This window comes from Hahella sp. NBU794 (assembly GCF_050749805.1).
GTDB lineage: Bacteria > Pseudomonadota > Gammaproteobacteria > Pseudomonadales > Oleiphilaceae > Hahella.
This window is the reverse complement of the sequence record NZ_CP192738.1, coordinates 6,405,384-6,428,216: the sequence shown is the minus strand read 5'-3', so window position 1 is coordinate 6,428,216 and position 22,833 is coordinate 6,405,384. Positions and strand designations below refer to the sequence as shown.

The window sequence follows — 22,833 nt, the reverse complement described above, 5'->3', positions numbered from 1 at the left end:
CGCAGCAGACGGGCTAGGCGTCCCGCAACAGGCTGGCCGGTTTGATTTGCAGACGCCGCATTAAGTAACGCGCTCCCAGATTTAACGTGATGGCGCTGACACTGAATGCGGTGACGACGCCCAGCCAGATGAGATCTTCAGAGGGCAGTTTCAGGCGCAGATGCAGCAGGGGCAAGGCGATGGCGGAACCGAGCGCCACGGCGAACAATGAGGTTATCAACGCCAGCAAGGCGTATTCCATATGCAGGCCGCGTTTGATCACGGACATCCTGGCGCCGAGAGAGTGCAGCACGGTGGCGTCGTAAACCTGGCGGGCGCGTCCGGCGGCCATGACGCTGGTCAGCACCAGCAGGCTGGCGGCGAGATTGACGCCCGCCACCACCGCCAATCCTGCGCCGGCCTTGGTCAGCAGTTCCCGCGCCGTGGTCAGCAGGACGGCGGTGCGTACGGTGATGACGTTGGGGGCGATCTGGGCGACATGGTTTTGCGCCGATAACGCGTCAGCGTCGCTCATATAGGCGGCCCCCACATAGCGATGAATGAACGGCTCCAAGGCGCCGTCAGCAAGGATGCCTTCAAACCAGAAGCGGGTTTGCAAGCCTTTCTGGCTGAAGATGGCGGCGACTTCCGCTTCCAACTCGCGGCCTTCGATCTGAAAACGGATGATGTCCCCCAGTTGCAGACCAAGTTGTCGCGCCTCCCGGTCCTCCATGGCCAGATTGGGCAGCCCCGCCTCGCTCAGGGGCGCATCGTCCGCCCACCAGGCGCCTTCCACGACGGTAACGTTGTCGATGTTATCGACGGAGTAGCTGAGCTTGTATTCATCCTGCTGGGTGTCGCGCAGCCGCTCAAGATCCTGGCTGAAACGCTCGCTCAACGGACTCCCGTTGATGCTGAGAATACGCGACCTCACCAGCGGGGCCATGTCGAGACGGGCCTCGTGGGGGCCTTGTATGGCGGCGACCACCTCATCGTACTGATAGGGAAAAACGTCATACAGCACCAACGCGGGAGATTCTTCCGGAATAGTGGCGTGAATGGCTCGCACCAGCGCGGCTACGACCAGTGTGGACGCCACCAGCAACGTCAGCGCGGAGCCCAGGGATAGCAACGACGTCCGTAATGGCGCATTGGGGCGGTGCAGATTGGCGACCGCCAGCCGCAGGGTGAAACGCCCGCTGAGAGCGGGATGAAGATCCAGCGCCATGGCGCCGCGCCTTAGTAAACGCACCAGGATATCCAGCAATACCAGCAGCAGCCCAACCGCTGCCACGAAGCCGACGCCAAACAAGGGATCGGGCAGTGCGGTGAGCACCAGCGCGATAATCGCTCCGGCGCACAACAGGGTCGCTATTCGCCAGAGGGAGGAGGGGCTGTTAGTTGTGGCGTCGGTCCCTCGAAACAGGGCGGCTGGAGAGGCGGCGAGGGCTTTCCCGATAGCGGGCAGGGCGAAGGCGTAGGCGGTCAGCAGGCCAAAGGCGAAGGCCGCCAGACTGGGCGCGGCCAACACGCTGGCGGAGGCGGCGATGGGAATTTCCGTCGCTGCGGCTTCCGCGCCAAGCAAGGCCATTACTCCACCCAATATGGCTCCAGCCAGACTGGCGCCGCCCGCCATGATGCCGGTCTGCAACAGGTACAGCGCCGCCAGTCTGCCATTGCGCAACCCCAGCGCGCGTAACGTGGCGATGGTCTTCAGTTTGCCCTGCAGGTAAGCCTGAATACTATTGAATACCCCCAAGCCGCCAATGAACAAGGTGCTGAAGCCGATAATCAGCAAGCCGGAGGCGATCTGATCCAGACGTTCGGAGATGCGCCGGCTGCGGTCTTCAAAGGTGCGCACTTCCCAGGGTTGCTCGGGAAAGGCCTGATAAAACTGCTCGCGCCACGCCAGCGAGGGCGTACTGGTGCGGACGCGGTATTCATAATCCACCCGGCTGCCGGGTTGTATCAGGCCGGTTGCCTGCAGCGCCTCCTGAGACAGCAACACCGGCGCGCCCCGCCAATTGGCGTTCAGATTACGGTCCGGCTGATTCAGCGTCAGGGCGCGCACTTCCAGAGTCAGTGAGCCGACTTTGACCTTATCGCCGACGCGGAGGTTGAGTTTGTTCGCCAGACTGGGGTCGATCGCCGCTCCCCAATGTCCATTGACGAAGGCGGTGACTTGCGCCAAATCTGCAACCGGCTCCAGGCTTAACTTGCCATAAAGGGGGTAGTTGGCGTCCGTGCTTTGCAGCTCCACCCGCAGGAAAGAGCCATCCGGTCCGCCCAGCATGGTGTCGAGTTCCGTCACCAGAGAGATATCACCCCGGGCGCGCATCCAGTCCAGTGTCGCCGGCGGCAGCGGCGCGTTGCTGTCCACTTCCAGATCGCCGCCCAGCAACATGCGGGTATCCGCCAGCAAAGCGGCGCTGATCATACGATAGAGACCGCCTGACGCCGCCACCAGGGTGACGCCCAGCAGCAGGCAGGCGCAGAACACCCACAGCGACCGACCGCTGGCGCGCAGGTCGCGCCAGGCCAGCTCAAGCAGGAAGCGCATGAGACTCTTCCACCAGTTTGCCTTCATGCAGGCGCAGCACCCGACTGCAGCGTTTGGCGATCGCTTCGTCGTGAGTCACCATTAATAGCGTGGCGCCGGCTTCGCGGTTGAGATCGAACAATAGGTCGCTGACCTTTTCGCCGGTGTGCAGATCAAGGTTGCCGGTGGGCTCATCCGCCAGCACCAGTTTGGGAGCGTGCACCAGGGCGCGGGCGATGGCGACGCGTTGTTGCTCACCGCCGGACAACTGCGAGGGATAGTGATCTTCCCGTTGCGCCAGCCCGACTTTCACCAACATTTCCCGGGCCCGTTCGCGGGATTGCGGGCGCCCGGCGATATCCAGAGGCAGCGCCACATTGGCGAGGGCGGTGAGGCTGGGAACCAGATGAAAAGACTGGAAAATGATGCCGAGTTTGTCGCGCCGCATATCCGCCAGGCCGTCCGCATCCAGCGTCGATAAGGCCGCTCCGTCCAGACGGATTTCACCCCTTTCCGGCTGCTCCAGACCGGCCAACAGGATCAGCAGGGTTGTCTTCCCGGAGCCGGATGGTCCTATAATGGCCACTGTTTCACCGTCGGCGATGGCGAGGTCCACGCCGGAAAGCACGTTCAATCGACGGCTCTCCAGCGCATAGGACATGGTCAGGTCGTTCAGTTCAATCATCGGTTCACCGGTTGGGATATTGGGGCTGCGGGCTATTTCAGGCGCGCCGGAGGCGATCCCAAAACGACATAGACCCTAGCGGTAATCACTGACTGACTGGGGCGAGGGCATCGAATAAAAAGCCAAGTCGGCGACTGCGCCCTTTATCTCTGCAGCCATGTTAGTAAAAATAGACCTTACACCTCTAGAGACCAAAATGTTCCTTCTACATACGAGAAACCATCATGGAAATAATTAAGACCCTGGGCGAGTTCATCATCGACCGGCAGAAAGACTACCCGGACGCCAGCGGCGAGCTGACCTCGCTGTTTTCCTCCATCCGTCTGGCGGCGAAGATTCTGCACCGTGAAATCAACAAAGCGGGCCTTGCCGACATTACCGGCGCCGCAGGCGACGAAAACGTGCAGGGCGAACAGCAGCAGAAGCTGGACGTGTACGCCAACGAGCGCTTCAAGAACGCGCTGGCGCAACGGGGCGTGGTGTGCGGTATCGCGTCTGAGGAAGAAGAACAGTTTGTCCGCTTTGAAGAGACCAAGAACCTGGGCGGCAAATATGTGGTGTTGATTGATCCTCTGGACGGTTCTTCCAACATTGACGTTAACGTGTCCGTGGGCACCATTTTCTCGGTGTATCGCAGAGTTTCTCCGGAAGGCGAGCATGTGACCGAAGAGGACTTCCTGCAGCCTGGGCACAAGCAGATCGCCGCGGGTTACATCATCTACGGCTCCTCCACCATGTTGGTGTACACCACCGGCAACGGCGTCAACGGTTTCACCTATGACCCGACCATCGGCGTATTCTGTCTGTCCCACCCGAACTTGCGCATTCCGGAAGACGGCACCATTTATTCCATTAACGAAGGTAACTACATTCACTTCCCTGAAGGGGTGAAGAAGTACATCAAGTTCTGTCAGGAAGAAGACGAGGCCACTCAGCGCCCCTACACCTCCCGTTATATTGGCTCCCTGGTGTCGGACTTCCACCGCAACCTGATCAAGGGCGGCATTTACCTGTACCCCACCTCCAGCCGTTATCCGGAAGGCAAGCTGCGTCTGTTGTACGAATGCAACCCCATGGCGTTCCTGATCGAGCAGGCCGGCGGTAAGGCTATCGCCAATCCGGGCCAGCGCATTCTGGATATCGAGCCGAAAAAACTGCATCAGCGTTGCCCGCTGTTCGTCGGCTCGCCGAAGATGGTGGACAAATTGGAGAAGTTCATCAGCGAACTGGGCTGATTACGCCTACCGCTTATTGCAAAACGGCCCCTGGCGGGCCGTTTTCTTTTTTGTGGGCGTTATAGATACAGGCTGGTGTATCGCTGCGGCGCCGCCAGAGCTTTGAGCATGTCTAAAAACACGGTCTTCAGGTAGGAAGAGAGCATCCCGTCGCCATGATCGACGGCGTGAAGGGCTCGGGCGTAGGCCGTCAACTCCTGCTGTGTTGCGTCGTCGAGCGCGGCGACCTTTTCGTACAGTTTGTCCGCAAGGTAGTAAAGCCAGATATTCTCGGCACTGTCATCATCTACCGCGTCAAGTTGTGTGGGATCGACCTTCTTGGCCCAGGTCTTCGCTTTCGTCGTCAGCCATTTCAATAGGGCGTTGAACTCTTTCTGCGCGTTTTTGGATAAGGCGGCGAACAGACGCCGCTCTTCGGCTTTGGCCAAATCCAGAGAAGAGGAGGGGAGTTCTTGCATGGGCGCGCCGGAAGCCTGCAGCAAGGCGACGATGGCTTGATGCCCGCGTTCGGCGGCTTCCGACATCGCGGTGGCGCCGTCTGCGTCCTGCAACTCGGCCTGTGCGCCACGGGCGAGCAGGCTTTCCACGATGCGGATATGTCCTTTAAAGCAGGCCGCCATTAACGGCGTGCGCCCGCTGCTTTCGGACTGGTTTACTTTGGCTCCGTGCTCCAGTAATAGGGCCACCATCTCTTCGCTGCCTGCGTGGGCGGCGAGCATCAGGGATGTCCAGCCGTCTTGGCGGGCGGCGTTGACATCTGCGCCTTGTCCGAGCAATCGCGTCGCCAGTTCCGGCAGGTGATAGGCGGCGGTTTTCATCAACGGACTGGTTCCATCATCCATGGCGAGGTTGACGTCCGCGCCTGCCGCCAGCAGACGCTCAACAAGTTCAGGGCGCCGCCATTCCACCGCCATGGCCAGGGCGGTGGCGCCCTGCTTACCTTGGATATTCACGTCCGCGCCCTGCGCTAGCAGATAATCGACCATGTCTGCGTCGCCGGCGGCGCAAGCGATAATCAAAGGGGTGCTGCGCTCCGTGGCGGCGAATGGGCTGCGCGTATTCAGGTCAAGTCCCGGGTTCTCCTGAAACAGCCGGCGTAAGCCTTCTAGATCCTGCTTCACCGCTGCATGTATCACCGCTTTGACTAAATCCACCAGATGACCCCATCTACTATCTGCTTGATAGGGTCATCAAAGCGGAAAGCGGTCGCCAATGCAACACACCAAAGTACAGCGTTATTTGTATTCGCCTTTGCGGGATTCCTGCAGATATTTGTCGTAACGGCCATCTGCAATCACCTTCTTCAAACCGCTATTGAAGGCGTCGAGAAGGTGTTGGGCATTAGGCGTTTTCTTGCTGATTAAAACAGAGTATTTACGCGGCTCCAGGGTTTTGGGATGGGGGATCAGCTTATCCCCAAAGCCGAAACGGGTGATGCTCTCTATGCCGACCTCGGTATCCTCCAGCACGATATCCAGGCGTCCGGCGGCAAGTTTTTTGTAGTTGCCTTCTTCGTTGCCGATGCGGTCAATTTTGACGACCCCCTGAGTTTCCAGCTCTTCAATCCCATAGGCGTAGCCGATGATGCCGCCGACTTTGTATTTGGCCAGATCTTCCGGCGCACTCCAGTCGATGGGATTGTCTTTGTTATAAAACAGGGAGGTGCCCAATGTCGCGACGGTGTCGGAATAGTAAAAGTCCTTGGCGCGCTCATCGTTATAACCCCAAATCAACGTCCCTTCGAATTTGCCTTCTTTGGCGTCCTCATAACCACGCTTCCAAGGGAGAAATACGTAATCCACCTCGATGCCTTCCTCTGCAAATGCATCCTTGACGATCCGGGACATAAATCCGTGATGCTTCAAATTCTCAGACAGATAAGGCGCCCATTCACCGTTCGCCAAAGTAATCTTCTCCGCCTGAGCAAAGGAAGTGATTAGACACAAAACAACACTGACAATTAACGCTTTCATATCATTCTTGCCTAATTCAACGTGCAGTTAGAAAAAGGAAGCCAAAGCGGCCGCCAACCTAAAGCGCCTCTATTTGGGCGTTATTAGGAAAGTATAGACATTAACTGCGAAGGCGGGCGCAACCACGTCTGGCGCTGCGTAAATCCAGACGTGGGTCATTGAGAAGACGTCGGTGTCTGGTCGCCAATATACCTATGTGCAGACCATTCCCCGGTATTTCCATAGATAGGCGCGTTTGAAAAAAGTGTGAAGGGATAGGGGAACGAAAAGCGCCATCCTCGTACAAGCATAGGGAATAACGCGTATCTCTCTATGCGATAAAAATAACACTTACGAACTTAACAAGGATCTATGGAATGTCAGTTCACAGAATAAATGGAATACCCGAATTTTTCGCATACATGAATACCTGGGCTGGTGCGGATGGCTGGTATGTGGTTGGCGGTTGTGCGGCTTGGATGCATATCGCCAGAGCGCCCAGAAACATGTCTGAAGGGGTGGATGAGTATCGGTCTATCTTTCCTCACGATATTGAAGTGGTAGTGGAGCCAGCAGCCAGAGAGAGGATTCTCAGGTCTTTGGAAGGTAGAGAGCTGGTTGTCGCTGTTGGCAGTTTTGGCGACCTGGCTGTTGACCTGATTGGCGGCGCGGACGGGATGGTCGCGGAAAAAGTGCGAACCTGCGTGCATATAGCCGGAGGCAATGTCCTCAATATTGATGACATCATCGCTGCTTACAATAAATCGGGAAATCCACAGAAACAGGCCAAGCGTAAAAAGCGCGTCGCCATGTTGAAGTGCGTTAAGAACCATCTTGAGCTGAATCAAGACAATATCGATAGTCAGAAGCCGGCCAAAACCTTATTTGAAGAAATGTTCGCGAGGACGAAAGGGTAAGCAGCCTTTCCAGATTATCTCCCTCATACCTATGGAGCTTGCGCAATAGCGGGCTCCATACTTCCGCAGCATAACGTTGAGCAGTAATAGAGGTGGCGAGCATGCTAATGGCGTTAAGTTGGGCTTAAAGCCTTATTAAAGCGCCTCAAGTCGTATATTCGATATTGATATATTTAATTTTAATGGATTATAAAAAGTATTCACTTGTTTCGGTTAATAACGACGCAATACATCGGCTAATTTATTTATTCAATTTTCTCCCCATTCTGATGCAATTAACTTAATATCATGGCTGATTTTACTTTGACATATGGCGGTTCTGTTCATACTTTAGTACTAACGGGGGAGGAAATTTTTATGGCGATTTATAGCTGCTTTGGCGGCTTGAAATTGTAGCCTTAGGATGGCGCTGGAGGGGACCGGCGTCAGGGAAGTGGGTCGCTCTGAAAGCGATATGGGGTTAAAAGGATCTTTACAAAGCAATGAAAATCCTCATCGTTGATGACCATTCTTTATTTATTCAGGGTATATCCGTACTCCTAACCCAATCTTTCAGTCATATAGGGCTGCAAATCGAAGCCCACGAGCAAGTAGACGCCGCATTTTCCACATTAAGTCACGATAACAATGTCGATATCGTGCTGTCTGACATTTATATGCCTACCTATAAAGATAAGACTTTGCTGGAGTTATTGATCGATAACGCAATCATGACGCCGGTCTTATTAGTTTCCGCAACTGACGATAAATGCTTAATCAAGCGCTTCCTGGATCTAGGCGCGGCGGGCTTTGTGCATAAAAGCGGAAAGTCAGGCGAGCTAAAATTGGCGATTGAGGAAGTCATCGCAACAGGAAGCTATTTAAACCCCGAGTTGCAGCGGGAGCTGTTGGCGCTGCCGGAGACGGTGCACAAAAGCCTTAGCGCTCGACAAAAAGAAGTGTTGAGTTACATGGCTGATGGGCTAAGCAACAAAGAAATTGGCGCTCGTATGGGAGTCACTGAGAGCACAATCAAGACGCATGTCAGTGCTCTGTTTGATGTTTTTAGGGCAAGCAACCGCATGGAATGTATGTTAAATGCCAAGAAAATGGGAATTATTTAGTCCTGATGTGACGGCGGGCGCTGAGGGAAGTGAGGAAAATTATAACGCCTTAATTGTAAAAGAGCAGGCGAGAACCATTCTTAGGCAGTCGCCTGTGAACGCCTTATCTAATGGCGTGGTGGTAATCATTGCGCTTTGGGCGTTTAAAGACTTAGTGTCGGATCTGACTTTTTGGATTTGTCTGGCATTTGTCATTGTAAGCGTCAGCATCCAGCTTAAGTATATTTATCATCAGCAAGCGCTAAACGAAGAAGAGTTTTCCACCGATAGCTTTTTGAATGTTTGTGTTGTTATTGCGTTCATTTCTGGTCTTGTGTGGACCGCTTTTGTACTCATATTTTATGATGAAAGTGGACATCAGGCTCTGATGTCTGCGCTTGTCTGTGGTTTGCTGGCGGGGTGTATTAACTCCATTGCGGTTTATTTGAGATTGTACTTCTTCTTTTCCGTACCCTTTGTCTTAACTTATATCGGTATATTATTTCTGTCGCCAGACGCGGATCAGCACTCTCTGGCGTGGCTGATGTGCATATACTATCTGATGTGCGTCAAACTGGCCTCCATACTTCATTCAGAAGTTAACAGCTCATTTCGGCTGCGTTATGAAAATATCGATATGCTGAAAAATCTTGAGAAGCAAAAAGATATTGCGGAAAAGGCGAATGCGGCTAAATCCAAATTCCTCGCTTCCGCCAGTCACGACTTAAGGCAGCCGCTGCATGCGCTCGGTTACTTTGTTGAAGCCTTGAAGTTATCTCCTGACAAAAACCTGAAAATCCTGAATAACATTGATACTTCGGTCCATAGCCTGGAGGCCTTATTCAAATCTTTGCTGGATATATCCAGGCTCGATGCGGGCGTTGTGCATTGCGAAAAGCAGCACTTTTATTTGGGCGCACTATTAAAGGAAATCCATTATGAATATACCGTGGCCGCCAGCGCCAAACAGCTGCAGCTAACTCTGCCCAGATCGGATCTTGTGGTGTATTCCGACGCCAAACATGTGAAGCGTATTTTGGCGAATTTAATGAGTAATGCGATACGCAACACATCGACCGGCGAAGTAAAGCTTTTACTGGAAACCAATGACAACAAACAGATAACGATTCGCGTAATGGATACGGGAGCGGGAATACCCGCGGATAAAATTGAAAGCATTTTTGATGAGTTCTACCAGCTCAATAACCCGGAGCGGGATCGCACTAAAGGGCTTGGTCTAGGGCTCTCTATTGTGAAACGACTGACTCGATTAATTGGATCTGAAATAAACGTGGACTCTCAGATTAATCAAGGGTCTACGTTTACATTCAGCTTGCCATTGGGTGACCCGAACTTGGTGAAGCAAGAGTCTAGCGTCGATTATTTCCCCAATCAAAATCTATCCGGCAAGCAGATTCTGCTCATCGATGACGAGGCCGATATCAGACATGCGATGACCAAAGCGCTATCGGCTTGGGGATGCGATGTATCAAGCTGCCAATCCAAGAGGGAGGCGCTTGAATTGTGCAAGGGGTTTATTCCTGACCTGATTATCGCGGACCTTCGACTGCGGGAAAATCTTACTGGAATTGACGCGATCAACAGCATTCGAGCCCTGCTGAATGATGATATTCCAGGACTGCTAATCAGTGGCGATACCGCCCCGGAGCGTCTCAGCGAGGCTGCGCAAAGCGGATATAAGTTACTGCATAAACCATTAAAACCTGCCGAGCTGCGCCTGAATCTTTTGCATATATTCAGAGCGACACCTGCCAGCTCAAAGCAAGCTGTTTAGGAAATGGAACCTCCCGGCGCCGCTCAAGACAGTCACTCTCCCCATATAGCTTCTGAGAAAATGATTGGAAGCTTAGCCGAGGCTTTTTACGCTGATCCGACGATGGTCTATCTGTTTCCTGACCATGAGAAGCGTATGTCGCGACTGAAAATTCTTATTTCCGTGGTCACGAAGATCATCATTCAACAGCGGACCATGTACGCGGATCATACTCATCAGAGCGTTTGTCTATGGCAACAGCCCCGCGTTAGCTGGCAAAGTCTTTTCTATCAGGAATTACTTTGCGCGACCTTGCTCTATCGTTTAGCGCCCGCTGCTAAGCGTATTGTTCAGCTCCATTTCGTACAGCAAAAGAATCGCCCCAAGTATGCGCACTGGTACCTTTTTATGGTCGGCACTAAACCCGCCGTGCAAGGAAGGGGTCTTGCTACGGGGTTGATACAACCGGTTTTGCAGCATTGTGATCAACAGGGCCTACCGGTATATCTGGAATGCTCGAAAGAGACAATCAGCTTTTATCTCAGGTTTGGCTTTCGGGCGTTTAAGGAAGCAACAATAAAAAACGAACTCACTCTATACAGCATGTTGCGACCGCCAGGACAGACGAAAGAGCGCATTTGAAATAAGAAAAACAGTGATGGAGCCGTGCAGACGTTTGAGAAAATAAGGAGGATTAAAATGGCGCGCCCGAGAGGATTCGAACCTCTGACCTTTGCCTCCGGAGGGCAACGCTCTATCCAGCTGAGCTACGGGCGCTTTAGGGCAGGTTGTGATGTGAAGTCCGTTTAAGACTCAACAAAACAGGGTGCATATGATAGGTAGATTGTCGTTTTCTGTCTATGTCTGAATCGCGTTTGACGCGATTTTTCTTGATTTCTCTTCTTTTATTTCGATCCATGGTGAAGATTCTGGTCGTGCGTTGATTTGGCCGTTGGAATGGGTTGTGGAAGTCTCCCTTCTTTTATTTATGCACCACTTTGATAGTCGTCAGGCGTTTGAGTGGCGCGAATAAGGGCGTCAATAACGATGCCTGTGACTTATAAGAATGATGCTTCTAATTTTAAATCAGTAGGTTAGGGCGTGGCATATTTTATGCTGAACAATTATAGAAGATTGGCATTGATGCTGTGGATCGACCCGCTGAGGGATGGGCGCTTTTTACTGAGCTTAAAACACTACCGTAATAGTAGGAGTGGACAATGCAATCAGGTCTGGTTAGTACTTGGCAAGGCGCAACGGCCTCTTTCAACTTTGTCGATAGCCCCGGCGCATCCGTCCTTGCAGCTTTGGCGTTAGGCGCGATGGTTTGTGCAATGGCGCGCGCCGCCTTCACACGGCGGGCGCAGAAAAAAGTGTATGTAAAACGCCGGGAAGATTGAAGCGATCAGGCAGGGCGGGCTTGTTTTCCCCTGCCTTTTTTTGGTCCGCGCCAGTCAACCGTCGCGTTGACGCACGCCCAGCAACAAGGAGTCTAGGGATGGTCGATTTTCAAATGACCCGCGCCGCCGCGCATTTAGGTTTGCAGGTGGTCGCTGTGGCGTTAGAGGATGTGAATAACAAGGACTACACGCCTTATCTGCATGCGCTAAGAAAAGTGAAATTGGCCCAGGCGATAGCCATGTATCAGGGTTGTGATCTGGACTCTGACCCCCATATTGGCGGCTATCGTCGGTTAAAGGAGTCGGTGGCGCGATCCTGGAAACGCTTCCCGGTCTCTGTGGAAAACCTGATCGGAACCCTGCGGCGCAATGGCGATATTCCGTTGATCAGCCCGGTAGTGGATATCTACAACCTGATGTCTTTGGAGCGAAGAATTTCCATTGGCGCTCATGATATCGACAGGCTGGAAGGCGGCGTGCGTCTGGATATCACCCGGGGTATAGAGGTGTTCGCTCCTTTGGGGAGTGAGGATCAGGCGCGAGCGCCAGTTGGCGAGTTTGCTTATTTGGATGCCGCTGACCGGGTGCTGTGCAGGATGGATTGCCGACAATCCAGGGAGACTTGTCTACAGCCGTCGAGCCGTAGGATTTTATTGATTTTTCAGGGGCATGCCGACATGGCTGCGGAGAGCGTGCGCGCCGCAGCCAACAGTTGTATCGACCTTATCCTGACATACTGCGGCGGCGACTGTACGCAACGCTTCGAATGCCTGCATGAATGAGGTTTATGGGGTATTTCCACGGCGGAAATATATTCCTTTTGGCGCAGTGCAACGGCCCGATATCCACTTTACAATCGACTTATATTCATTGCAGTCCATATTTACAGACACATACTGGAGTAACGCATTCATGGATCTTAGCTGTTTCAAAGCCTATGACATTAGAGGCCGCGTGCCTGACCAGCTGAATAACGACATCGCGGAGCGGATTGGCCGCGCCTATGTTGAGGTGACCGGAGCTAAGAAAGTAGTGGTTGGCTATGACATCCGCCTGTCCAGCCCCGCCATGGCCGAAGCCCTGAGCAAAGGTTTGATGGCGGCCGGCGCTGATGTTTACGACATCGGACTGTGCGGTACAGAGCAGGTGTACTTCGCGACTTTCTATCACAAAATGGATGGCGGCATCATGGTGACCGCCAGCCATAATCCCCAGGACTACAACGGCATGAAGCTGGTTGGCGTGGACTCCCGCCCAATCAGCTCCGATACCGGCCTGCTGGACATCAAAGGCAAAGTGCCAGGCGAATTCAAAGACGCCGAGAAGCCAGGCTCCTATCACAAACTGGACACTCTGGAAGCTTATATCCAGCATCTGCTGACCTATGTCGACGCCTCTGCGTTGAAGCCGATGAAGGTCGTGGTCAACGCCGGCAACGGCGGCGCAGGTTTAGTGATTGACGAGCTGGAAAAGCACCTGCCGTTCACTTTCGTCAAAGTGCATCACGAGCCAGACGGCCACTTCCCGCATGGAGTGCCTAACCCGCTGTTGATGGAAAACCGCGACAGCACCCGTTCTGCGTTGCTGGAATCCGGCGCTGATTTTGGCGTGGCCTGGGACGGCGACTATGACCGCTGCTTCCTGTTTGATGAAACCGGACGCTTTATTGAAGGCTACTACATCGTAGGTTTGCTGGCGGAGCAACTGCTGCGCAAGCATCCTGGCGCAGGCATCATTCACGATCCGCGTCTGGTCTGGAACACCATCGACGTGGTCGAAGCGGCGGGCGGTAAAGCCATCCAGAGCAAAACCGGGCATGCCTTCATCAAGCAACGTATGCGTGATGAAGACGCGGTATATGGCGGCGAGATGAGCGCGCACCATTACTTCCGTGATTTCGCTTACTGTGACTCCGGGATGATTCCCTGGTTGATGGTGGCGGACCTGATCAGCGCTACTGGGCAGTCTCTGTCTAGTCTGATTGACGATCGCATGAAAAAGTATCCGGCCAGTGGCGAAATCAACCGTACTCTGGAAGACGCAGGCAAAGTGCTGAAAGCAATCGAAGATGAGTACGCGCCTAACGCGAAATCCGTGAACTTTGTTGATGGCCTGAGCGTGGAGTTTGATGACTGGCGCTTTAACCTGCGTATGTCCAACACCGAGCCTTTGGTGCGCTTGAATGTGGAGTCTCGTGGAGATCAGGCGTTGATGGAAGCGAAGACGGCGGAACTGCTGGCGAAAATCGACAGCATCTGATTCGGCTGAGCTATCGGTAAAAAGTCAGATACAGAAAAGGCCGGCGCTCTTCGGAGCGCCGGCCTTTTATTTTATGCGCTGAATCGATCAGGGAGCGCGTTTCCAGGAAATATCCACCAGCTTGCCAGCTTCAAAACGCAGGATGAACAGCGTTTTGTTCGGCTGCAGATAAATCCAGCGCTCGATTTTAAACTCACGGGTTTTATCGTCCGTCAGCCCATAGCCGATCAGACTGACATCGTCCGGCTGGCCGCATTTGGCCTGAACTTCGTAATCCAGATCTGACTCTGAGACCAGATCTTTACCGCATCGCAGCGCCCAGCTGGAAGCGGACACAGAACAGAGTATAAGTGCTAGGAAGAGGCGCTTAACGCCTGATGAGAGGACCATGCTTGAACCACCGCCATAAACCAGATGATATATAAGGAGGCTATCAGCAGATATATGAACACTCGCTGAACAGGCTTCCTGCCAGATGCTTGCTCTTCCGTCTGACCAACGCTCTCCACCCAGCGAATATAAAGGTTGCCGCAAAAACCTGAAATCACCAGAAAGCTGGAAGTAATCGGTATCAGCCAAAGTCCGGGGGAGACCACTTCGCCTTGTTTCGCCATCTGGGCGAACAGATACATAGAGCCGATCAAGGCGGCGAGGGCGACAAATTCGGTGATGATGAGGTGGCGTCTATAAGGAGCGAGGCGCATCAGCGTTACCATGACGTTGCTGGATTGGAGTCTGCGCTGAGGATAATAAGCGCGGCCCCTCCGCTTTTGGCGTCGGGGTAGGCTCGAGCCTTGTGAGCGCGAACAAGTGCGCTCGGTTAAGCGCGTCGGGCATTATAGCGGGGCCGTCATGGCGAATCCACTTTTCGTCCCGAGTCGTAAAATGTAGTCAGGAAAGCGCACAGGGGCGTGCGATAGGCGCATTTTCAGGCTTTCGCCGGGGAACTGTCATGGATCAAAAAGCGCGCCGCAGGTCCCTTGATAACCCGGAGCCTCTGCTTTATTTCTGCGGCGATGCCGTTATAATGCGCCATTAATAATTTTAAGCTGCTGATGAGGATGGGTCGTGAAGACAACCGTGAAAGCGATTACCGCAATGTTGGCGATGGTGTTTGCGGGCACTGTGTGGTCATTAACTCCAGCTGAAGAGAAGATTGCAGAGCGCATCAAACCTGTAGGCGAAGTGTGCGTTGAAGGCCAGGAATGTAAAGCCGCTCAATCCGCTGTAGCCGCCGCTGCGCCGTCCGGCCCACGTGAACCGGCTGATATTTATGGCGGTAAGTGTTTCGCCTGTCACGACACCGGCGTCGCCGGCGCGCCTAAGAAAGGCGACGTGGCTGCATGGGCTCCACGTATCGAGCAGGGCATCGATACTCTGGTGAACCACGCGATCAACGGCATTAGAAGCATGCCTCCGCGCGGCACCTGTAACGATTGTACAGACGATGAGATTAAAGCCACGGTTGAGTTTATTGTCGGCCAAAGCCAGTAAGCGCTCCTCCGTAGCAAAAGAAACCGCCGCCAGGCGGTTTTTTTTCGCCTGCCGTTTTCCCCCTGTCTTGCGCCTGCGTTTATTTTTGCGGTCTTCCCACTGAAGTTTTTATTTCCGTCAATGGGTTAAGCAATTTCATTGCGGCGAATAAAATTCTATTGAATGTAAAATGAATACAAAATGTATTCAAAAAGGATTTTTTGTGTAAATATGATCCTTCGATAGCAATTCAGGTCTCCCTGAACCAACAAGAGGTGCAAACCCAATGAAAATAAGAAGACTCTGTTTATCCTTTCTGCTTTCGTTATCCGCATCCACTGGCTTCGCCGCCACCAAGTGGGATATGCCTACCCCTTATGCGGACGGGACTCATCACACGCAGAATATTCGTGAATTTGCAGCGGACATTGAAAAAGCCACTGGCGGCGATCTGAAAATCGTGGTGCATTCCGGCGCTTCCCTGTTTAAACATCCTGAAATTTTCCGCGCCGTGCGCACCGGCCAGGCTCCCATTGGTGAAGTTTTCATGGGGCTGCTGGGCAATGACGATCCCATCTATAAAGTCGATAACATTCCATTTCTGGTGACCAGTTTCGACGGCGCCAAGAAACTCTATGACGCGAGTCGTCCTCACATTGAAAAGAAATTGGAAAAGCAGGGGCTTAAGCTGCTCTTTAGCGTACCCTGGCCGCCCCAGGGCATTTACACCAAGGACAAGCTGGCCGCTATCGACGATCTGAAAGGTCTGAAGATGCGGGCATATAGTCCATCTACCTCTCGCTTATCAGTACTGTTGGGCGCGACGCCCACCACCGTGCAGACTCCGGAAATTCCCCAGGCGTTCAGCACCGGCATTATCGACGCCATGGTGACTTCTCCTACGACTGGCGTATCCAGTCAGGCCTGGGACTTTTCCCGTTATTACATGGATAGCCGCGCCTGGATTCCCAAGAACATGGTGTTCGTGAATCTGCGTTCCTTCAAACGTCTGAGCAAGGAACAACAGGATGCGGTGCTGCAAGCGGCCAAAGTGGCGGAAGAGCGCGGCTGGAAAATGGCTGAGCAGGAAACTTCCGAGAAAACGGCTGATCTGGCCAAGCACGGCATGAATGTGACTGAACCCACGCAGGCTTTTATCAGCGAGTTCAGCAAAGTCGGCCAGACCATGGCGAAGGAATGGCAGGACGAAGTCGGCGCTGAAGGCGTTGAAATCGTGAAAGGACTCAACGGCGGCTAACACTTTTAGCGGCTGTTCTTTGGGCGGGCTCGCCAGAGTCCGCCGCACCCAATAAAAATAAAACCCATAAACGCTGTGGGATGATGAAAATGCTGAGATATACGCTCGACTGCCTGTACAAGTCCGGCCTCGTCCTGGCGTCCGTCAGTATGGTGCTGATCTGTCTGTTGATGACGATGCAGATAGTGGGACGCTGGTTTGGTCTGATTGTTCCTTCCGTTGAAGATTTCGTCGGTTACTTCCTGGCCTCGGCCACCTTTTTCGCCCTGGCTTACAGCTTTCGCCATAACAGCCATATACGCGTGACGTTTCTCACCCGGCAAGTAAAGGGCGTCGCGCAACGTTACGTGGAGCTTTTTAACCTGACCGCGCTGTTGATTCTGGTCGGCTTTATCACCTATGCGGTTGGCGCCTTTGTGCTGGAAACCTATGAATTCAACGACGTCAGCTCGGGCTACATCGCAGTTCCTTTGTGGATGCCGCAAAGCGTGATGCTGGCGGGGCTGGCTCTTTTCTTTATCGCTGTGCTGGACGACTGGATCACCGCCCTGCTCAAACGTAAACCCAGCTACGTAGCGGCTCAGGAAGCCGGCGAAGCGGCGGCGGAGTAAGTGTTGATGGATACCTTGCAATTAACGCTTGTGCTGATGGGGGTGTTATTCACCTTCCTGGCGTTTGGCTTCTGGGTTGGCGCAACCCTGTTCACAGTGGCGTTTATCGCCATGCTGTTTAACGACAACGCGCAGATTGGCGCCATTATGGCGAATACCACCTGGGGCGCTTCTTCCAATTGGACATTGTCCGCCCTGCCTCTCTTCGTTTGGATGGGGGAAATCCTGTTCCGAACCCGGTTGTCGGAGGATCTGTTCGAAGGCCTCGCGCCCTGGCTGCGGCGTCTGCCTGGCGGGCTGCTGCATGTGAATATTCTGGGATGCGGCATATTCGCTGCGGTGTCCGGTTCCTCCGCCGCCACCACCGCCACGGTCGGGAAGATGAGTCTGCCGGAGCTGAAAAAGCGTGGCTATGACGAGACCATGGCCATCGGCACGCTGGCCGGCTCCGGCACTTTGGGATTACTGATTCCCCCCTCGATTATTTTGATCGTCTACGGCGTCGCGGCGGAAGTGTCCATTGACCGCCTGTTCATGGCGGGAGCGATTCCCGGCCTGATGCTGATCTGCCTGTTTATGGGCTATACGGTGATCTGGTCGTTGTTGAACCGCAGCAAGGTTCCCGCGGCGGAAGGCGGGACCGATATGAAAACCAAGCTGATCGCGTTGAAGCGACTGCTGCCGGTCACCTTGCTGATTGGATTCGTTATCGGCTCTATCTACGCGGGCGTCGCTACCGCCACGGAAGCGGCCACTCTCGGCGTGCTCGGATCACTGGCGCTGACGGCGCTAACTGGATCGCTGAGTTGGGAGATGTTCAAACGCAGCCTGATTGGCGCGGTGTGCACCTCCTGCATGATCACCTTTATTCTCGCTGGCGCTTCTTTTCTTACTGTCGCCATGGCGTTCACCGGCATTCCACGGGAGTTGGCTGAATTCATCGGCGGACTGCAATTATCGCCGGCGCTGCTGATCGTCGCGCTGACATTCTTCTTCATTTTGCTCGGCTGCTTTCTCGATGGAATTTCCGTCGTGGTGCTGACGACGTCGGTCATTCTGCCGTTGGCGGAAAAGGCCGGATTCGATTTGGTCTGGTTCGGCATCTATCTGGTGCTGGTGGTGGAAATGTCGCAGATCACGCCGCCGGTCGGCTTCAATCTGTTTGTTATCCAATCCCTGACCGGCAGGGATATTTTCAGGGTGGCCCGCTATGCGACGCCGTTTTTCCTGATCCTGGTGGCGGCGGTGGCGCTGCTCAGCAAGTATCCGGAAATTGCGTTGTGGCTGCCGCAGACGCTGAGCAGTCGCGGTTGAGCGGGTTAAGAGATTTTTTGAGGTGACAGACATAATGACAACACAAAATACAAACACGGCGGGTGCGGGCAAATGGCGTTTCTGGGTGGACCGGGGCGGCACGTTTACAGATATTGTGGCGCGGAATCCGACGGGAGAATTGATCACCCATAAACTGCTTTCCGAGAACCCGGCGCAATACCCTGATGCGGTGCTGGAAGGCGTGCGCGTACTCATGGGCGTTCCTCGTGGCGCGCAGGTTCCTGAGCAGGATATCGAAGAAATTAAAATGGGCACCACGGTGGCCACCAATGCCTTGCTGGAGCACAAAGGCGAGCCGGCTTTGCTGGTAGTGAGCAAAGGTTTCGCCGACGTACTGCGCATCGGGTATCAGACGCGCCCGGACCTGTTCGCCCTGGATATTCGTTTGCCGGACATGATCTATGCCGAAGTGGCGGAAGTGAACGAACGCATCAATGCGCAAGGCGAAGTGCTGACGCCGCTTGACCTGGCGGGCGCGGAAAAATCGTTGCGCGCAGCCTACGAACGCGGTCTGCGCTCCTGCGCTATCGTGTTCATGCACAGTTACGCGTTCCGTGATCATGAAAGCAAAGTCGCGCAACTGGCGCGGGATATCGGTTTCACCCAGGTGTCGGTGAGCAGTGAATTAAGCCCGCTGATGAAAATCGTCAGCCGGGGTGACACCACGGTGGTGGATGCGTACCTGTCGCCAATTCTCAAACGTTACGTTAATCAGGTGTCCGGTCAACTGGGCTCTATGGCCAGCGAGCCGGGACGGCTGATGTTCATGCAGTCCAACGGTGGGTTGACCGACGCCCGCGTATTCAACGGCAAAGACGCTATCTTGTCCGGCCCCGCCGGCGGTGTGGTGGGAATGGTGAAAACCGCCGAAGCGGCGGGGTTTGAGCAGTTGATCGGTTTCGACATGGGCGGCACCTCCACGGATGTGTGCCATTATCGCGGCGAGTATGAACGCAGCTTCGAAACGGAAGTGGCCGGGTTCCGTCTGCAAACGCCGATGATGTCGATTCATACGGTGGCGGCGGGCGGCGGCTCGGTGCTTAAGTTTGACGGCTCGCGCTATCGAGTGGGACCAGAGTCCGCCGGCGCCTATCCGGGACCGGCCTGTTATCGCAATGGCGGCCCTCTGACGGTGACCGACTGCAACGTCATGCTGGGCAAACTGCAGGCGGATTACTTCCCGAAAGTGTTTGGACCTGAAGCGAATCAGTCCCTGGACGCAGAGTGCGTGCGGGAAAAATTTACCGCGCTGGCCCAGCAGATCCAGAAACAGACGGGCGACAACCGTACGCCGGAGCAGGTGGCGGAAGGCTTTCTGGCGATTGCGGTGGATAACATGGCCCACGCCATCAAGCATATTTCCACTCAGCGCGGCTACGATGTGCAGGACTACACCCTCTGTTGCTTTGGCGGCGCTGGTGGTCAGCATGCCTGTCTGGTGGCGGACGCTTTGGGAATGAAACGGGTATTCCTGCATCCCTACGCTGGCGTGTTGTCCGCCTTTGGCATGGGACTGGCGGACGTGCGGGAAATAGCGGAAACCACAGTAGAGAAACCTCTGTCTGACGCGTTGATTGCGGAGCTGACGCCCCTTGTCGAGCGCATGACTCAGGACGCCGCCGCCAAACTGACGGAACAACGGGTGCCGGAGGAGCGTATTGAGTCCTCCGCGCGGCTGCATATTAAGTATCAAGGTTCCGACACCTCCATTCTGGTGGCGCTGGACGCAGTGGATGCCGTGCGTCAGGCGTTTTCTATCGAGCATGAAAAGCGCTTCGGGTTTGTCGTCGCCGATAAAACGCTCATGGTGGAGGCGGTGCAAGTGGAAGTCTCCGGTCGCGGCGATGCGCAAGTGGCGGCGACCGCGCCTTGTCAGGGCGGTGAGCTGACTCCGGATAAAGTGCTGCCGCTGACGACGGGCGGCGAGCAGTATCAGGCGCCTTTCTATGTGCGTGAGAATATTCCCCAGGGACGCGCCATTGATGGTCCTGCGGTGATTGTGGAGAAAATCGGCGCGATCGTGGTGGAACCGGGCTGGCGGGCGCAACTGACGGATCGCAATGACGTGGTGCTGGAGCGCGTCGCCGCGCGTCCGCAGCGTCATTCCATAGGCACTGACGCCGATCCGGTGATGCTGGAGATTTTCAATAACCTGTACATGTTCATCGCGGAGCAGATGGGACTGGTGCTGCAAAACACTGCAGTGTCGGTGAACATCAAAGAGCGACTGGATTTCTCCTGTGCGATTTTTGATGCAGAGGGCGAGCTGGTGGCTAACGCGCCGCACATGCCGGTGCACCTTGGCTCCATGAGTCACAGCATCAAGACGGTGATGGAGCGCAATGCTGGAACCATGCGCCCCGGCGACGTGTTCATGCTGAATGACCCCTATAACGGCGGCACTCACTTGCCTGATATTACCGTGATCAAGCCTGTGTTCGACAGCGCAGGGGAAAACATCTGCTTTTATGTGGCGTCGCGAGGACATCATGCGGATGTGGGCGGCGTGGCGCCGGGCTCCATGCCGTCGGATTCCAGTCATATAGATGAAGAAGGCATTCTGCTGGATAACGTCAAACTGGTGGATGCGGGCGTCTTCCAGGAGAAAATGACTAGGGAGCTGTTCCTGTCCGGTCCTCATCCGGCGCGCAATATCGAGTTCACTATCGCAGATCTGCGCGCCCAGGTGGCGGCCTGCGAGGCGGGGGTGCAGGCGCTGCAGAAAGTCGTGTCCCAGTACGGCCTGGAAGTGGTGCAGGCTTACATGAAGCATGTGCAGGAAAATGCGGAAGAGTGCGTGCGTCGGGTCATCGACGTGCTGTCTGATGGCGAATTCGAGTACGCCATGGACGACGGCCATAAAGTGCAGGTGAAGATTCAAGTGGATCGCAACCAGCGCACGGCGACGGTGGACTTCACCGGCTCCAGTCCGCAGCATCCGCGCAACTACAATGCGCCACTGGCGGTGGTGCATGCGGCGGTGCTGTATGTGTTCCGCTGTCTGGTCAATGACCAGATTCCCCTCAACGGAGGCTGCCTGCGGCCATTGCAGATCATTGTTCCGGAAGGCTCCATGCTGAACCCTTGTTATCCCGCAGCCGTCGTGGCGGGCAATGTAGAGGTTTCCCAGCTGGTGGTGGACGCGCTGTTTGGCGCTTTGGGCGTGAAAGGCGCAGCCCAGGGCACGATGAACAACCTGACCTGGGGCGACGATGAGTTCCAGTATTACGAAACCATCTGCGGCGGCGACGGCGCTACGGCCAACGCTGACGGCGCCGGGCCAGTGCATACGCACATGACTAACTCGCGTCTGACCGACCCGGAAGTGCTGGAGTGGCGTTTCCCGGTATTGCTGGAGGAGTTCAAGGTGCGGCGCGGATCTGGCGGCGATGGCCAGCATCGCGGCGGCGACGGCGTATGTCGCAGTCTGCGATTCCTCAAGCCGATGCAGGTGAGCATCCTGTCCAACCGGCGGGAAGTGGCGCCTTATGGCGCATCCGGCGGCAAGCCTGGGCAAGTGGGCGTGAACCGGGTGATTCGCCGCGCTGGCGACGTCCAGTCTCTGGGCGCCCAGGTCAGCCTGCAACTGGAAGCGGGGGACCGCCTGCAGATCGAAACCCCCGGAGGCGGCGGTTTCGGCGAGTCGCAAAAGGATTAGACAACGCCTGACGGAGCGGCTTTCGGCGGCGGGATTAGACATTGCCCGGCGCCGAAAGTATGCTCTGCCCACATTGGCGCGACCAAGAAGGAAACAACACACACCATGACAAAATCAAGAATCGTCTCCTCCAGCCACCTGCTTAATGAGCGCAGCGTTGAGCTCAGCGAGTTCGAGTACGCTTTGATAATGGCTGAAAACACATTCCAGCGTTGGTTGGTGCACTGCATGTCCGCGGCGGGCAATAAAGAGCTCAGCACCATTGATATACTGGTGCTGCACAACGTGTATCACCGCGAGCGTCCCAAGCGCATCGCCGACATCTGTTTCATTCTGCATATCGACGACACCCACACCGTGTCTTACTCCCTGCGCAAGCTGGCGAAAATGGGCCTGGTGACCAGTGAGAAAGTCGGCAAGGAAACCTTCTATTCCGCCACGGAAAGCGGCGCGGAACTCTGTCTCAAGTACCGGGAAGTGCGCAATGACTGTCTGGTGGACACACTGCTCACCACCGGCATCAGCAATGAGGAAATCGGCGAAGTCGCGCGAGTATTGCGCACCCTGACTGGCGTCTACGATCAGGCCGCCAGAGCCGCCGCTTCCCTATAACGATTGGGGGGAATCGCGAACTGCGACAAAGCGGTCGTTTTCATCCAGAGTCTTTGGGTATGAT

20 protein-coding genes and 1 tRNA gene are annotated in these 22,833 nt (G+C 54.9%); 14 read left to right on the top strand and 7 right to left on the bottom strand.

Translation table 11 applies throughout. The annotated features are described in order from the left end of the window. Nucleotides 1-13: 13 nt before the first annotated feature. Both ACQYWX_RS28250 and ACQYWX_RS28245 read right to left on the bottom strand, forming a co-directional pair. The gene (locus tag ACQYWX_RS28250) at nucleotides 14-2,539 is read right to left on the bottom strand and encodes an ABC transporter permease (protein WP_431687107.1); all 2,526 of its coding nucleotides are present in this window, start codon (nucleotides 2,537-2,539) and stop codon (nucleotides 14-16) included. Next, nucleotides 2,523-3,203, bottom strand: coding sequence for an ABC transporter ATP-binding protein (locus ACQYWX_RS28245; RefSeq protein WP_431687106.1), 681 nt, complete (start codon nucleotides 3,201-3,203; stop codon nucleotides 2,523-2,525). The genes ACQYWX_RS28250 and ACQYWX_RS28245 overlap by 17 nt, the downstream gene beginning before the upstream one ends. Nucleotides 3,204-3,427: 224 nt before the next feature. Here ACQYWX_RS28245 and fbp point away from each other — a divergent pair, with 224 nt between their 5' ends. Next, nucleotides 3,428-4,438 (top strand): class 1 fructose-bisphosphatase, encoded by a 1,011-nt coding sequence (gene fbp, locus ACQYWX_RS28240; RefSeq protein ID WP_279501480.1) that lies wholly within the window; start codon nucleotides 3,428-3,430, stop codon nucleotides 4,436-4,438. Between the two features lie 59 nt (nucleotides 4,439-4,497). Here the strand turns inward: fbp and ACQYWX_RS28235 are convergent, their stop codons facing one another. Together ACQYWX_RS28235 and ACQYWX_RS28230 are read right to left on the bottom strand one after the other, a co-directional pair. Beyond that, nucleotides 4,498-5,592: an ankyrin repeat domain-containing protein gene (locus ACQYWX_RS28235; RefSeq protein WP_431687105.1), complete on the bottom strand. Its 1,095-nt coding sequence runs from the start codon at nucleotides 5,590-5,592 to the stop codon at nucleotides 4,498-4,500. 81 nt (nucleotides 5,593-5,673) lie between these two features. Further along, the gene (locus tag ACQYWX_RS28230) at nucleotides 5,674-6,411 is read right to left on the bottom strand and encodes a substrate-binding periplasmic protein (protein WP_431687104.1); all 738 of its coding nucleotides are present in this window, start codon (nucleotides 6,409-6,411) and stop codon (nucleotides 5,674-5,676) included. 356 nt (nucleotides 6,412-6,767) lie between these two features. Between ACQYWX_RS28230 and ACQYWX_RS28225 the strand changes: the two genes are divergently transcribed. The 4 genes from ACQYWX_RS28225 to ACQYWX_RS28210 all read left to right on the top strand — a co-directional run bounded on the left by ACQYWX_RS28225 (nucleotide 6,768) and on the right by ACQYWX_RS28210 (nucleotide 10,805). Next, nucleotides 6,768-7,307 (top strand): hypothetical protein, encoded by a 540-nt coding sequence (locus ACQYWX_RS28225; RefSeq protein ID WP_279501483.1) that lies wholly within the window; start codon nucleotides 6,768-6,770, stop codon nucleotides 7,305-7,307. A gap of 482 nt (nucleotides 7,308-7,789) precedes the next feature. Beyond that, nucleotides 7,790-8,410: a response regulator gene (locus ACQYWX_RS28220; protein WP_431687103.1), complete on the top strand. Its 621-nt coding sequence runs from the start codon at nucleotides 7,790-7,792 to the stop codon at nucleotides 8,408-8,410. Beyond that, nucleotides 8,385-10,184, top strand: coding sequence for a hybrid sensor histidine kinase/response regulator (locus ACQYWX_RS28215; RefSeq protein WP_431687102.1), 1,800 nt, complete (start codon nucleotides 8,385-8,387; stop codon nucleotides 10,182-10,184). The genes ACQYWX_RS28220 and ACQYWX_RS28215 overlap by 26 nt, the downstream gene beginning before the upstream one ends. Before the next feature lie 3 nt (nucleotides 10,185-10,187). Continuing rightward, the gene (locus ACQYWX_RS28210; protein WP_431687101.1) at nucleotides 10,188-10,805 is read left to right on the top strand and encodes a GNAT family N-acetyltransferase; all 618 of its coding nucleotides are present in this window, start codon (nucleotides 10,188-10,190) and stop codon (nucleotides 10,803-10,805) included. A 58-nt stretch (nucleotides 10,806-10,863) separates the two neighbouring features. Here ACQYWX_RS28210 and ACQYWX_RS28205 read toward each other — a convergent pair. After that, nucleotides 10,864-10,940, bottom strand: a tRNA-Arg gene (locus tag ACQYWX_RS28205). Between the two features lie 443 nt (nucleotides 10,941-11,383). Here ACQYWX_RS28205 and ACQYWX_RS28200 point away from each other — a divergent pair. The 3 genes from ACQYWX_RS28200 to ACQYWX_RS28190 all read left to right on the top strand — a co-directional run bounded on the left by ACQYWX_RS28200 (nucleotide 11,384) and on the right by ACQYWX_RS28190 (nucleotide 13,822). Next, nucleotides 11,384-11,563, top strand: a complete 180-nt coding sequence (locus tag ACQYWX_RS28200; RefSeq protein WP_431687100.1) for a hypothetical protein — start codon at nucleotides 11,384-11,386, stop codon at nucleotides 11,561-11,563. A gap of 98 nt (nucleotides 11,564-11,661) precedes the next feature. Continuing rightward, nucleotides 11,662-12,345 (top strand): B3/B4 domain-containing protein, encoded by a 684-nt coding sequence (locus ACQYWX_RS28195; protein ID WP_431687099.1) that lies wholly within the window; start codon nucleotides 11,662-11,664, stop codon nucleotides 12,343-12,345. A gap of 130 nt (nucleotides 12,346-12,475) precedes the next feature. Further along, a complete protein-coding gene (locus tag ACQYWX_RS28190) occupies nucleotides 12,476-13,822 on the top strand; it encodes a phosphomannomutase (protein ID WP_279501492.1) in 1,347 nt (448 codons plus the stop codon). An 87-nt stretch (nucleotides 13,823-13,909) separates the two neighbouring features. Here the strand turns inward: ACQYWX_RS28190 and ACQYWX_RS28185 are convergent, their stop codons facing one another. Both ACQYWX_RS28185 and ACQYWX_RS28180 read right to left on the bottom strand, forming a co-directional pair. Next, nucleotides 13,910-14,158: a DUF2845 domain-containing protein gene (locus ACQYWX_RS28185; protein WP_279501494.1), complete on the bottom strand. Its 249-nt coding sequence runs from the start codon at nucleotides 14,156-14,158 to the stop codon at nucleotides 13,910-13,912. Nucleotides 14,159-14,175: 17 nt separating this feature from the next. Beyond that, the gene (locus tag ACQYWX_RS28180) at nucleotides 14,176-14,538 is read right to left on the bottom strand and encodes a hypothetical protein (RefSeq protein WP_216737569.1); all 363 of its coding nucleotides are present in this window, start codon (nucleotides 14,536-14,538) and stop codon (nucleotides 14,176-14,178) included. A 352-nt stretch (nucleotides 14,539-14,890) separates the two neighbouring features. Here ACQYWX_RS28180 and ACQYWX_RS28175 point away from each other — a divergent pair, with 352 nt between their 5' ends. From ACQYWX_RS28175 to ACQYWX_RS28150, 6 genes are all read left to right on the top strand, one after another. Further along, nucleotides 14,891-15,316 (top strand): c-type cytochrome, encoded by a 426-nt coding sequence (locus ACQYWX_RS28175; protein ID WP_431687098.1) that lies wholly within the window; start codon nucleotides 14,891-14,893, stop codon nucleotides 15,314-15,316. A 265-nt stretch (nucleotides 15,317-15,581) separates the two neighbouring features. Next, nucleotides 15,582-16,553 (top strand): TRAP transporter substrate-binding protein, encoded by a 972-nt coding sequence (locus ACQYWX_RS28170; RefSeq protein ID WP_279501496.1) that lies wholly within the window; start codon nucleotides 15,582-15,584, stop codon nucleotides 16,551-16,553. Nucleotides 16,554-16,642: 89 nt separating this feature from the next. Further along, a complete protein-coding gene (locus ACQYWX_RS28165) occupies nucleotides 16,643-17,164 on the top strand; it encodes a TRAP transporter small permease (RefSeq protein WP_241566903.1) in 522 nt (173 codons plus the stop codon). A gap of 6 nt (nucleotides 17,165-17,170) precedes the next feature. After that, the gene (locus ACQYWX_RS28160; RefSeq protein WP_216737566.1) at nucleotides 17,171-18,478 is read left to right on the top strand and encodes a TRAP transporter large permease; all 1,308 of its coding nucleotides are present in this window, start codon (nucleotides 17,171-17,173) and stop codon (nucleotides 18,476-18,478) included. A gap of 34 nt (nucleotides 18,479-18,512) precedes the next feature. Beyond that, complete coding sequence (locus ACQYWX_RS28155; protein ID WP_431687097.1) at nucleotides 18,513-22,157, top strand: hydantoinase B/oxoprolinase family protein; 3,645 nt, start codon at nucleotides 18,513-18,515, stop codon at nucleotides 22,155-22,157. Nucleotides 22,158-22,262: 105 nt separating this feature from the next. After that, nucleotides 22,263-22,769, top strand: a complete 507-nt coding sequence (locus ACQYWX_RS28150) for a winged helix DNA-binding protein (protein WP_011400127.1) — start codon at nucleotides 22,263-22,265, stop codon at nucleotides 22,767-22,769. The last annotated feature ends 64 nt before the right edge of the window (nucleotides 22,770-22,833 follow it).

Excerpts from the sequence above, each read along its gene's own strand:
- ACQYWX_RS28245 (WP_431687106.1), bottom strand. The coding sequence starts at position 3,203 with ATGATTGAACTGAACGACCTGACCATGTCCTATGCGCTGGAGAGCCGT.
- ACQYWX_RS28250 (WP_431687107.1), bottom strand. The coding sequence starts at position 2,539 with ATGCGCTTCCTGCTTGAGCTGGCCTGGCGCGACCTGCGCGCCAGCGGT.
- ACQYWX_RS28195 (WP_431687099.1), top strand. The coding sequence starts at position 11,662 with ATGGTCGATTTTCAAATGACCCGCGCCGCCGCGCATTTAGGTTTGCAG.
- ACQYWX_RS28210 (WP_431687101.1), top strand. The coding sequence starts at position 10,188 with ATGGAACCTCCCGGCGCCGCTCAAGACAGTCACTCTCCCCATATAGCT.
- ACQYWX_RS28190 (WP_279501492.1), top strand. The coding sequence starts at position 12,476 with ATGGATCTTAGCTGTTTCAAAGCCTATGACATTAGAGGCCGCGTGCCT.
- ACQYWX_RS28230 (WP_431687104.1), bottom strand. The coding sequence starts at position 6,411 with ATGAAAGCGTTAATTGTCAGTGTTGTTTTGTGTCTAATCACTTCCTTT.
- ACQYWX_RS28150 (WP_011400127.1), top strand. The coding sequence starts at position 22,263 with ATGACAAAATCAAGAATCGTCTCCTCCAGCCACCTGCTTAATGAGCGC.
- ACQYWX_RS28155 (WP_431687097.1), top strand. The coding sequence starts at position 18,513 with ATGACAACACAAAATACAAACACGGCGGGTGCGGGCAAATGGCGTTTC.
- ACQYWX_RS28160 (WP_216737566.1), top strand. The coding sequence starts at position 17,171 with ATGGATACCTTGCAATTAACGCTTGTGCTGATGGGGGTGTTATTCACC.
- ACQYWX_RS28165 (WP_241566903.1), top strand. The coding sequence starts at position 16,643 with ATGCTGAGATATACGCTCGACTGCCTGTACAAGTCCGGCCTCGTCCTG.
- ACQYWX_RS28220 (WP_431687103.1), top strand. The coding sequence starts at position 7,790 with ATGAAAATCCTCATCGTTGATGACCATTCTTTATTTATTCAGGGTATA.
- fbp (WP_279501480.1), top strand. The coding sequence starts at position 3,428 with ATGGAAATAATTAAGACCCTGGGCGAGTTCATCATCGACCGGCAGAAA.
- ACQYWX_RS28225 (WP_279501483.1), top strand. The coding sequence starts at position 6,768 with ATGTCAGTTCACAGAATAAATGGAATACCCGAATTTTTCGCATACATG.
- ACQYWX_RS28215 (WP_431687102.1), top strand. The coding sequence starts at position 8,385 with ATGCCAAGAAAATGGGAATTATTTAGTCCTGATGTGACGGCGGGCGCT.
- ACQYWX_RS28170 (WP_279501496.1), top strand. The coding sequence starts at position 15,582 with ATGAAAATAAGAAGACTCTGTTTATCCTTTCTGCTTTCGTTATCCGCA.
- ACQYWX_RS28200 (WP_431687100.1), top strand. The coding sequence starts at position 11,384 with ATGCAATCAGGTCTGGTTAGTACTTGGCAAGGCGCAACGGCCTCTTTC.
- ACQYWX_RS28180 (WP_216737569.1), bottom strand. The coding sequence starts at position 14,538 with ATGGTAACGCTGATGCGCCTCGCTCCTTATAGACGCCACCTCATCATC.